The sequence below is a fragment of the Proteiniphilum sp. UBA1028 genome, assembly GCF_002316955.1.
Lineage (GTDB): Bacteria > Bacteroidota > Bacteroidia > Bacteroidales > Dysgonomonadaceae > Proteiniphilum.
Genome location: NZ_DCEN01000020.1, coordinates 1 through 3,239, shown reverse-complemented (window position 1 = coordinate 3,239; position 3,239 = coordinate 1). Strand labels below are relative to the sequence as shown.

The 3,239-nt window shown below is 47.4% G+C and carries 2 protein-coding genes and 1 pseudogene; 2 read left to right on the top strand and 1 reads right to left on the bottom strand.

Annotated elements, in window-relative coordinates; all coding sequences use genetic code 11:
- Window positions 1-911 (bottom strand): annotated as a pseudogene (locus tag B3Z75_RS02250) (transcription-repair coupling factor); the annotation flags it as partial.
- Window positions 912-983: 72 nt separating this feature from the next.
- On the opposite strand from B3Z75_RS02250, the gene B3Z75_RS02245 reads away from it, so the two are divergent.
- Entirely contained in the window at window positions 984-2,678 is a 1,695-nt protein-coding gene (locus B3Z75_RS02245; RefSeq protein WP_294067288.1) for a glycogen/starch synthase, read from the top strand.
- A gap of 112 nt (window positions 2,679-2,790) precedes the next feature.
- Window positions 2,791-3,239 (top strand): DUF3417 domain-containing protein (locus B3Z75_RS02240; protein WP_294067286.1); only part of this gene is annotated, 449 nt, incomplete at its 3' end.

Here is a 3,239-nt window from a genome sequence, read left to right as displayed (position 1 = left end):
CGGACCTGTTTAAATAGCTTGACAGCCCGCATGAAATCGTCTTTCGAAAGGAGGTCTGCTTTTACGAACTCCACATCCTTCGGGTCTATGTGTAGTTCGTCTTCGTTGAGTGACTCCACCCGGCTGGTTATCCAGCGTGAATCTTCCATGCCGATGATTGCGGAGGGAGGAAGTGAGTCGAAGAGTGATGCCTGCTTCATGCCGCTTCGCTCAAACGCGGGAACAATACGGATGTCGTTGAATTGTTCCTTTGAGAGCTGCGTTTCCAGGTCAAAATTGCGGATGGTTTCCACCTCATCGCCAAAGAAGTCGATCCGGTACGGATATTCTGCGGAGAAGGAAAACACATCGAGGATACTTCCTCTCGCGGCATACTGCCCCGGCTCATACACATAGTCCACGTATTGAAAGCCATAACTCTCGAGCACCTCGCTCACAAACGATGAGTCCAGCATCTCGCCCACCGTCACCTTCAGAGTATTCTCTTTCAACTGTTCTCCCGAGACGGTTTTTTCCGCCAGCGCATCGGGATAACTCACAATAATCAACGGCGTATCCTCGCTTTGCAGTTTACTCAATGTTTCTGTGCGAAGCACTTCGTTGGCCGCGTCAAGCTGTCCATATTTCGACGCCCGTTTGTAGGCCGATGGAAAAAACAGCACTTCGCGCGAGCCCATAATCTGGGTGATGTCGTGATAGAAATAACCGGCCGTTTCCGCATCATTCAGGATGTAGAGATAGATGCGGGGAAACTTGCGAAACAAACCGACAGAAAACATGGCACGCGACGATCCGTGCAAACCGGCTACCGATAAAACATGCACGTTTTTCAGTAAAGAGCCTGCCGCTGTCATATTGGGGTGCTTCTCCACCCGCTGCTGCAATTGTGTAATGTCTAATGTTTCAACCATTCAGATGAAAGTACAAAGGTAACTCATTTTTTTATTACCTTTGTACCGTTTGAGACAAGAAAAAAGATATTTATGGAAATAGATTCCAGGCATATCCCCCGCTATATCTTCGAAACCAGCTGGGAAGTATGCAATAAAGTAGGCGGTATTTATACCGTTTTGTCTACGCGCGCCCGTTCACTTCAACAGCTATACAAAGACCGGATTTTTTTTATTGGCCCCGACATATGGAAGGAGAGAGAGAGTCCCTGGTTTACGGAAGACCGAAGCCTCTATTCATCGTGGTGTGATTACGCACTGGAGACCCAGCATCTTGAAATTCGTGCCGGCAGGTGGAATGTACCCGGGGAGCCCATTGTTTTTCTGGTAAAGTTTGAGCAGTTTCTGGAGAGACAAAATGAGATCTATGCAAAGATGTGGACCGACTATGAAGTAGATTCCATCTTTGCCTACGGTGATTATTTCAATTCAACCATGTTCGCCTATGCCACCGGCCTGCTGATTGAGAGTTTTTACCGTTTCCATCACCTGGAGTCGGACAATGTTATTGCCCACTTCAATGAGTGGATGCTGGGTGCCGGGGCACTCTACATCAAAAAGTATGTGCCTAAAATAGCCACGATGTTTACCACTCATGCCACCTCTATCGGACGATCTATTGCCGGCAACAACCTGCCTTTGTATAACCATTTGAAAGAATACAACGGCGATCAGATGGCGCGTCAGCTAAATATGGTAGCCAAGCATTCCATTGAGAAAGAGGCTGCCCGGAACGTTGACTGCTTCACCACCGTGAGTGAAATCACCGCCCGCGAGTGTGCCCAGTTTCTGCAGCGTCAACCCGAGGTTGTCACTCCGAACGGGTTTGAAAAAGACTTCATTCCGAAAGGAAACGAGTACATCCAGGCTCGAAAAAATGCCCGGAAAGTGTTGTTGAATGTAGCCGAAAAAACACTCGGCTATGCCGTACATCACGATGCGTTGCTGATAGGCATCAGCGGCCGTTATGAATTCAAAAACAAGGGAATTGATGTGTTCATCGAAGCCATGAACCTTCTGCGCACAATGCCGCAGCTGACCAAAGATATCGTCGCGTTCATCATGGTTCCCGGCTGGATCAGCGGACCACGGAAAGATCTTCAGGCCCTCCTGTCTAAAAATGGTTCGCCTACAGAGCATGATTCACCGGCGGGCTCTCCTTTTGTTACGCACAATCTTGTCGATCCTCAGCACGATGCAGTTATGAATCAGCTTCGTCATTATGGTTTCAGCAATACGAAAGGAAACAGTGTAAAGATTATCTTTGTACCCTCATACCTAAACGGCGATGACGGAATCTTCAACCTCTCCTATTACGATCTGCTGATTGGTCTCGATCTTTCTGTTTTCCCCTCTTACTATGAACCTTGGGGATATACTCCCCACGAGAGCGTAGCCTTTTCCATCCCCACCATCACCACCTCGCTTTCGGGCTTTGGTGTCTGGGCAAAAAGGCAAGGTGAACACAAAGGGTTGGACGACGGAATTGAAGTGATTCACCGTGACGATTATAATCACGCAGAGGTGGCCGAAGAGATCGCATCCATCATCTACGATTTCTCGCTGAAGAGCATTGAGCAGATAAAGATGCTGAAACAGGCAGCCGGCAGGTTATCGGATCAGGCCGACTGGTCTCATTTCATTGAATACTACCAGGAAGCCTATGGCAAAGCTTTGCATAATTCTTTCATCAGATTATCGAAACAACATAAACTTAAAGCGGATTAAAAATGTTATATTTGTCGGCGTAACGTAATATTCTGTTTCTCAACACCATTGTAACAGTCTATTGATTTATGCGTTATCGATATCAGAACTAAAAAAATTAAACAGCACAACAATGATTATTAAATCGAGTTATTCCAATACGCCAGTCTGGAAAGATATACATGTACATGCAGAGTTGCCTGCGCCGTTGCGTCCTCTGGAGGAAATAACCCACAATTTATGGTGGGTGTGGAATGAAGAGGCAAAAGCCATCTTCGAGAATCTGGATCCTGTGGAGTGGGAAAAGAGCGAAAAAAACCCGGTGGTGATGCTACAGAACCTGAACTCAGACATCACAGAGAACATGGTGAAAAATGAGGAGCTCATGCAACGCATCCGCCGAGTGTACGATAAATTCAAACAATATATGAATGAGCCGCACAACACGAAGCGGCCCAGTGTAGCCTATTTCAGCATGGAATACGGGCTCACGCATGTATTAAAGATCTACTCCGGTGGCCTGGGCATACTTGCCGGCGACTACCTGAAGGAGGCGAGCGACAGCAACGTGGACATGACGGC